This is a genomic window from Emticicia agri (assembly GCF_004168285.1).
Lineage (GTDB): Bacteria > Bacteroidota > Bacteroidia > Cytophagales > Spirosomataceae > Emticicia > Emticicia agri.
In genome coordinates this window covers 160,112-167,251 of sequence record NZ_SEWF01000012.1, presented here as the reverse complement: position 1 = coordinate 167,251, position 7,140 = coordinate 160,112, and the positions used below count along the sequence as shown (strand labels likewise).

Annotated in this window: 9 protein-coding genes; 2 read left to right on the top strand and 7 right to left on the bottom strand. The window is 39.1% G+C overall.

Going from position 1 to position 7,140, the window contains the following annotated elements; all coding sequences use genetic code 11:
- The coding region (locus EWM59_RS28230; RefSeq protein ID WP_207219970.1) for a hypothetical protein at positions 1-197 on the top strand (197 nt) is incomplete at its 5' end.
- Positions 155-724, top strand: coding sequence for an IS1 family transposase (locus EWM59_RS10655; protein WP_310587907.1), 570 nt, complete (start codon positions 155-157; stop codon positions 722-724). The genes EWM59_RS28230 and EWM59_RS10655, both read left to right, overlap by 43 nt.
- Here the strand turns inward: EWM59_RS10655 and map are convergent.
- The 7 genes from map to EWM59_RS10620 form a co-directional block, all read right to left on the bottom strand.
- Positions 681-1,484 carry a type I methionyl aminopeptidase gene (gene map / locus EWM59_RS10650; protein WP_130020951.1) on the bottom strand — a complete coding sequence of 268 codons (804 nt, stop codon included), beginning with the start codon at positions 1,482-1,484 and terminating at the stop codon, positions 681-683. The genes EWM59_RS10655 and map overlap by 44 nt on opposite strands.
- Positions 1,485-1,796: 312 nt before the next feature.
- Entirely contained in the window at positions 1,797-3,362 is a 1,566-nt protein-coding gene (gene rny / locus EWM59_RS10645) for a ribonuclease Y (protein ID WP_130020950.1), read from the bottom strand.
- A gap of 154 nt (positions 3,363-3,516) precedes the next feature.
- On the bottom strand, positions 3,517-3,813 hold the full coding sequence (zapA, locus tag EWM59_RS10640; RefSeq protein WP_130020949.1) for a cell division protein ZapA: 297 nt from the start codon (positions 3,811-3,813) through the stop codon (positions 3,517-3,519).
- A 35-nt stretch (positions 3,814-3,848) separates the two neighbouring features.
- Positions 3,849-4,220, bottom strand: a complete 372-nt coding sequence (locus tag EWM59_RS10635) for a hypothetical protein (RefSeq protein ID WP_130020948.1) — start codon at positions 4,218-4,220, stop codon at positions 3,849-3,851.
- A gap of 8 nt (positions 4,221-4,228) precedes the next feature.
- Complete coding sequence (locus EWM59_RS10630; RefSeq protein WP_130020947.1) at positions 4,229-5,398, bottom strand: trans-sulfuration enzyme family protein; 1,170 nt, start codon at positions 5,396-5,398, stop codon at positions 4,229-4,231.
- 39 nt (positions 5,399-5,437) lie between these two features.
- Positions 5,438-6,004, bottom strand: coding sequence for a 1-acyl-sn-glycerol-3-phosphate acyltransferase (locus EWM59_RS10625; RefSeq protein ID WP_130020946.1), 567 nt, complete (start codon positions 6,002-6,004; stop codon positions 5,438-5,440).
- Positions 5,997-7,133 carry a site-2 protease family protein gene (locus tag EWM59_RS10620; RefSeq protein ID WP_130020945.1) on the bottom strand — a complete coding sequence of 379 codons (1,137 nt, stop codon included), beginning with the start codon at positions 7,131-7,133 and terminating at the stop codon, positions 5,997-5,999. Before EWM59_RS10620 ends, EWM59_RS10625 begins: the two co-directional genes overlap by 8 nt.
- Positions 7,134-7,140: the final 7 nt, after the last annotated feature.

Genomic DNA, 7,140 nt, shown 5'->3' with positions numbered 1-7,140 from the left:
TGAGTCAGCAGTGGCTATTATCTTACATCAAAGACTTATATAAATCCCTACCCGATGATTTAAACGCTGATTTGACTTTGCCGGATATTGAATCTTATTTAGGAGATAGAATGGATGAAGAAATCGGAAGGATAGAGGTTATAAAAAAAATTCGATTGCATTACAAGAGTACATTCAAGTATCAGATAATGAGGTAGTTATAGAAGATGTAGTTACTAATTATTACTTATCTGACATAGAAAATAACGATTTATTAGTCAATGAATTATATAGTAAACAGAGAGGGGTAAGGGTTGAGTATTATGGTATTCAATTAGATGAGATGTGGACTTTTGTAGGTAAGAGAGCCAATAAACAATGGTTATGGTTAGCACTAAACCCTATTAATAGACAAATTATTGCCTTTCATATAGGCAGTCGTTCAAGCAAAGATGCACAAGTTTTCTATGAAAAAATACCTGCTGTTTTCAAGGGTAATACTGGTTTTTTCTCTGACTACTGGCAAGCATACATAACTACTTTTGAAAAAGAGAATCATTTTGGAGTAGGAAAGGATAGTGGTTTGACGGCATATATTGAACGTTTTAATGGAACATTAAGACAAAGGGTAGCCAGATTAGTTAGAAAATCATTAAGTTTTTCTAAATCTTTAGAAAACCATATAGGAGCAATAAAGTATTTTATTTGCAATTACAATCTTGAAATAAAAGCATTACATTATTAGGATTACCCCCATTCATTTCAGTCAATATAATGGGTTGGTCGGCTGTTACTACAATAGTGTGCTCATGTTGGGCTACGTAGCCGCCTTTGTTGCCCAGTAACGTCCATCCATCGCTTTGGGTATCTGCCATTGTGGAATGGGTGGAAATAAAGGTTTCTACGGCTACTACCGAGTTTTTTCTGAATCGGGTTGTATTATATCTGTCGTAGAAATTGGCAATTTCATGGGGTTCTTCATGCAGACTTCTGCCAATGCCATGTCCGGTCAGATTTCTGATAACTTTATAGCCTGATTTTTTAGCTTCAGTTTCAATCAGTCTGCCTATGTCAGCTATTCTTACACCGCCTTTAATCTGGCTGATGGCTTTTTTAAGTATGCGTTTAGAGGTTGCAACTAAAGCCTGATGTTGATGGGTGTCTTCACCTAATACAAAAGAACCTCCGTTATCAGACCAATACCCATCTAATTCGGCCGATACATCAATATTAATTAAATCTCCTGCTTTTAAAATGGTTTTTGTGGATGGAATGCCATGTGCTACTTCATTATTGACACTGATACAAGTGGCACCCGGAAAGCCATACGTAAGCGAGGGAGCAGGTTTAGCACCTAAATCAGCTAATAACTGAGCACCGAAATCATCTAATTCTTTAGTAGTCATGCCCGGTTTGGCATAATTACGCATTTCTTTCAACGTGAGCGCTACAGCTTCGCTCACTTTTCTCATACCCACTAATTCTGATTCTTTGGTGATGGACATAATTCTTTGTTGTTGCTTTTTAGTGCAACAAATGTAAAATCTTTATGATTCATGGAGAAGGGGGATATTTGAAAAATTTATTATGAAGTAGTAAACATCTTTCGGTGGCTGAGCGTAGTCGAAGCCCGGGGTTCGTATGTTCTTGGTTTTTAAACCTTTTTTTATTGGTAACTAATCCAAAATTTATTGGCAAGTGGCTTCGACTTCGCTCAGCCACCGAAAGTAATATGGAGTGAAAATAAAATACCAAAACCACAAAAAAGCCCCTCTCCAAATCAATAGGAGAGAGGTTTAGTGTATCGCAAAAAAAACTTATTTCGCATAAGCCACACTACGCATTTCACGAATCACAGTTACCTTTATTTGTCCAGGATACTGCATTTCTTTTTCGATGCGTTGTGAAATATCAAACGACATTTTGCTTGCAATTTCATCTGTTACATTTTCAGAGTCTACAATCACACGTAACTCACGTCCGGCCTGAATGGCATAGCATTTCTCAACTCCATTGAACGATAGTGCCAGGTCTTCCAAATCACGCAGACGTTGTACATAAGATTCCATCATTTCACGTCTTGCACCCGGGCGAGAACCCGAAATAGCATCACAAACCTGAATGATAGGCGAAATCATGGAAGTCATTTCAATCTCATCGTGGTGAGCACCAATGGCATTAATAACCTCAGGATGTTCTTTGTATTTCTTAGCCAGTTCCATACCCAACAAAGCGTGTGGCAACTCTTGTTCTTCGTGCCATACTTTACCAATATCATGCAATAAACCTGCACGCTTGGCCAGTTTCGCATTCAAACCCAGTTCAGCCGCCATAGTGGCACACATTTTAGCTACTTCACGAGAGTGTTGCAAAAGGTTTTGTCCGTACGACGAACGGAAGCGCATTCTGCCAATCATTCTGATAAGTTCAGGATGCAGGCCATGAATACCTAAGTCGATAACGGTACGTTCGCCAATTTCAACAATTTCGTTTTCTATGTCTTTTTTGGTTTTACCTACTACCTCTTCGATACGGGCAGGGTGGATACGACCGTCTTGTACTAAACGGTGTAAAGACAAGCGGGCAATCTCACGGCGAACCGGGTCAAAGCTCGAAATGACAATGGCTTCAGGGGTATCGTCCACAATTACTTCAACACCCGTAGCGGCTTCTAATGCACGGATATTACGTCCTTCACGACCAATGATTTTACCTTTTACCTCATCGCTTTCAATATTAAATACCGATACGCAGTTTTCAATGGCCTGTTCAGAAGCAGTACGCTGAATAGTCTCGATAATAATCTTTTTAGACTCTTTAGTTGCTGATAATTTAGCTTCTTCAATCGTTTGTTTGATATACGAAGAGGCTTTTGTTTCGGCTTCGCCTTTCAGGGCGTCAATCAATTGTTGTTTGGCCTGGTCGGCAGTCAGGTTGGCAATTTTTTCTAATTGCTCTACCTGTTGGCCAAGCATTCGCTCGGCTTCTTCCTTACGCTTATTTGCTACCTCAATCTGTTCGTTGAGCTTGTTTTGTAAAGTATCTAATTCGGTTTCTCTACGTTTGTTTTGCTCTAACATCTGGGCAGCCTGTTGTTGCATCTGTTTTACTTTCTGCTCATTCTGAATGATAAAGTTTTTGCGCTTGTTGGCATCTTCATCAAACTCGGCTTTCAACTTCAAAAAGTGTTCTTTGGCTTCTAAAATTTTGTCTTTTTTTACGTTTTCGGCTGTTAACTGAGCGTTTTTTAGCAATTCATTGGCACGTACTTCGGCTTCGGCCTCTTTGGTTTGGAAAGTTTTCTTAATGAATGCCCTGCCAACAAAGAATCCTATTACCAAAGCCAATAGGTCTGAGAAGAGCATAGTCATGATTTCTGACATCAATTTATATGTTTTAAAAAATTAAGAATGATACAAAAACCATTTTTGTTGCATAGAGTCCGGCTATGATGGGACAACAGCCCAAACAAAACCCTATCAAAAATGATTTGATTGACAGATAAGCAGAACAGCTTTGATGAAGAAACGTAGAATATTAATTGAGAGTAAGGCGATTACTGAGGTCTTCTAACCGTTTGTCGAGGTCTTGTTGCAACAAAAGGTATTTATCCTGATTTTTTTGGTTTTCAACTACTCCTTCAATGGCGACAATGATTAGAAAGTCTAAAAAATCCATATCACCCTCTTCATTTTTTTTCATATAAAAATTAAGGCGTTGATTAACGAAGTTACCCGCATTACGAAAATAAGGTTCTAACTCAGGCTGAATTTTAAGCGTAACTACCCTTTGTAGTACCCTTAAATTGATTTCTATTTTTTCACTATCTGCCATTGTTGATTCACCTTCAAGGGCTGTTTTAGGTTAAACTATTCTTCGTTCAGCAACTCAACGCACACATCAATCTCTTGTATTAAATCTTCTATTATTTTCTTCAATTGAGCCTTTTCTTCAGACTGTCGTACTTTATTAGCTACAATTTTAACACTTTCTTTTTTAATTTCTTGTTTTTTTTCAATAAAATCTTGATTTTTTTGCTTTATTTTTAATTTTTTTATCTCCTCGTCCTTGCTTTTTATGATTTTATTGAGCGATTCTATATTCGCTTTCAGCAAAAGTATTTCTTCCTGAGCCTGTGCCTTCTCAAAAAAAAGCGTATTGGTCAGTTTATTAAAAACTGTAAAAGTTCTGATGTTTTCAGCTTTAACTATCTCTGCAATATATTGTTGTTCAACAGTCATAGGGCTTTTTACATACTCTTTTTAGCTGCTTGTTTAAAATCGGCAATTAAATCACTGACATCTTCTAAGCCTACTGAAAGGCGGATTAAACCTTCGGTAATACCTAATTTTACTTTATCTTCTTTCGGTAATTTGCTATGGGTAGTTGTATTAGGGTTGGTAATAATGGTACGGGAATCGCCTAAGTTTGACGATAACGAAACAATTTTCAGTTTTTGCGTAAAACGGGTTACCCGCTCAAATCCACCCTCTAATTCAAAAGTAACAATCGCTCCACCAGCTTTCATTTGTTTTTTCGCCAGTTCATATTGTGGATGAGAAGGCAGGTGAGGATATTTTACATTTATAACGCCCTCCATTTTCTCCAATGCCTTTGCCAATTTAATGGCATTCTCACAATGTCTCTGCATTCTGATTTCGAGTGTTTCCAGGCTCTTAGACAATACCCAGGCATTGAATGGCGACATTGATGGCCCCGTATGTCTGCAAAAGAAACGTACAGGTGCTATCAGTTCTTTTGTTCCGGTAATAACCCCCCCTAATACACGCCCCTGGCCATCCATAAACTTGGTGGCCGAATGTACAATCAGGTTGGCACCGTAGTCGGTTGGGGTATGTATAATAGGTGTCGCAAAACAGTTGTCCACATAATAAATCAGGTTGTGTTTTTTAGCAATACGCCCAACCATAGCCATATCAACCAGTTCCAATCCCGGATTCGATGGTGTTTCCAAGTATATCATTCGGGTATTAGGCTGAACTGCCGCTTCCCATTCGCTTTCTGGTGCAGTTGCATCTAAGTAAGTATGGGTAACCCCCCACTTAGACAATATTTGTGTAAGAATCTGATGCGCAGAACCGAATAATGCTCTTGACGAAACCACATGGTCGCCTGATTTAAGATGTGCGGCAAATCCCGCAAATACGGCTGCCATACCCGTAGCAGTAGCCAGTCCTTCCTCACAGTTTTCGAGCATACAAACTTTGTCAACAAACTCCTGTACTGATGGATTTGAAAAACGGGAGTAGATATTGCCCTCCAGTGTTTCGTCAAACAAGGCCTTTCCCTGTTCGGCATCTTCAAAGCAAAAACTACTGGTCAGAAATAGTGGTGTAGAATGTTCTCTATATTGTGAACGTTTGGTCTGAATTCTTATGGATTGTGTTTGTTTTTTCATTGCACCCGGATGAACCTGCTCATTAATTAATCAATTTATTTAAAACTCCCCTTTTTCGTAATTGGCTAACCAATCTTTTTTTGTACCCTCAATCTGATTGAAAAAAGGAATAAAATATTTTTTCATATCTGCTTCAAAGTCTCCGCTCGTATAAAATGGCTTCTCAACAAAAACGGTTTTTTTGGGATAGTCGAAACCCACCATAACGATAGGGACTTTGGCTGCATGAGCCATATAATAAAAGCCTGTTTTCAACCTTGCTACGTTTTTGCGTGTACCCTCGGGAGCAATAGCCACCAGAAGCCTTTCATGCCTGTTAAAGGTTTCGGCAACCTGTTGTACAAAGTTTGTACTATGCGAGCGTATCACGGGTGTACCACCCAAAGCCTTGAATAGCCAACCAAAAGGCGGACGAAACAGTTCGGCTTTGCCCAGATACTTGATAGATTTCCCTAAATCAGAGCGTGCTCCTACACCAACCAGAAAATCATACCAGGTGGCATGCGGTGCTACGGCAAACATACCCTTTTTCAGGTCAGGCGGTAGATTATCAATTGTTTTCCATCCGGCAAGCCTGAAAATGGATTTTGATAGCCAACTAAGCATTTTGTATAATAATAAATGGCTTTGGTGTAAAGCACAAAATAAAAATCAACAGCGCAAGCCAACCTAAAATCTGCCTTTCTAAGGTGAGCGGTTTCTTGTCGTGGGTTGGAGGGTGATAGATTCCTAAGAAGCGGCCAATCATTAAACCAAAAGCTAAAAATCCTGAGTACCCCTCAACTGTGGGGTAAAAATACGTGATTATTAACTGAATCGCAATAACACTCAGGGTTATCAGAAGATTTGTGATAAGATTTTCCGAAATTCTCGAAAAACATAGGTAGGTAAAGCCAATATAGAGGGCAAATTTCCAGATAATATCTGTATTGGGCATGAAGAACTCATCTACTTTAAACAAGCCTAAACCTGCATAAAATACAAAGGCTGTAAACAGGATAGGAGACACGATATTAAAAGCTCTGTCGCCAATTAAACCATAAAGAATATGCCCGCCGTCTAACTGCCCGATAGGAAAAAGGTTGAGAGCCGTAAAGAAAAGTGATAAATAGCCTGCAAAAATAATCGGATAGTTGGTATAAAGATAGGGGTGAGGAAGGTCGCCGACCGCTATATAATCCTGAAAAAATCTGAACAACAGGCTATCTCCAAGTTTGATGGAAATATAATCAGGTGTGGTTTCCAGAAACTTTCCGTACTCCATGCCGTACTGGTTGAGTTGCGGAAACAGGTTGAAAACATAATCAAGACTTGGCAGGTGGGTAAATCCATACCAAAGCACAACCAAAGCGGCTACAAAACCTGCCAAAGGGCCTGCAATGCCAATATCAAAATATTTTACTCGTGATTGGATACGCTCTTTGATACGGATAAATGCACCTAAAGTGCCAAAGGTAGAACTAAGACCACCTAACCATAAAGGGATATAGAATGGGAGTGTTACCTCTGTTTTATGCTTTCTTGCCACGTAGTAGTGCCCGAATTCATGAATGGTGAGAACCCCCAAAAAAGGAATCGAATAGTTAAGGCCTTCCTTTAATTCATCCCACCCCATCGGATTTGAACCAAAAAAGAATGAATTGCCAAAAATCCATTCAGCCCCGGTAATTGTTGTGGTAATAAGCGTAACGATAAATAGGGTAATTTGTATCAGTAACGTTCGGTTTTGCTTCATTAGCTAA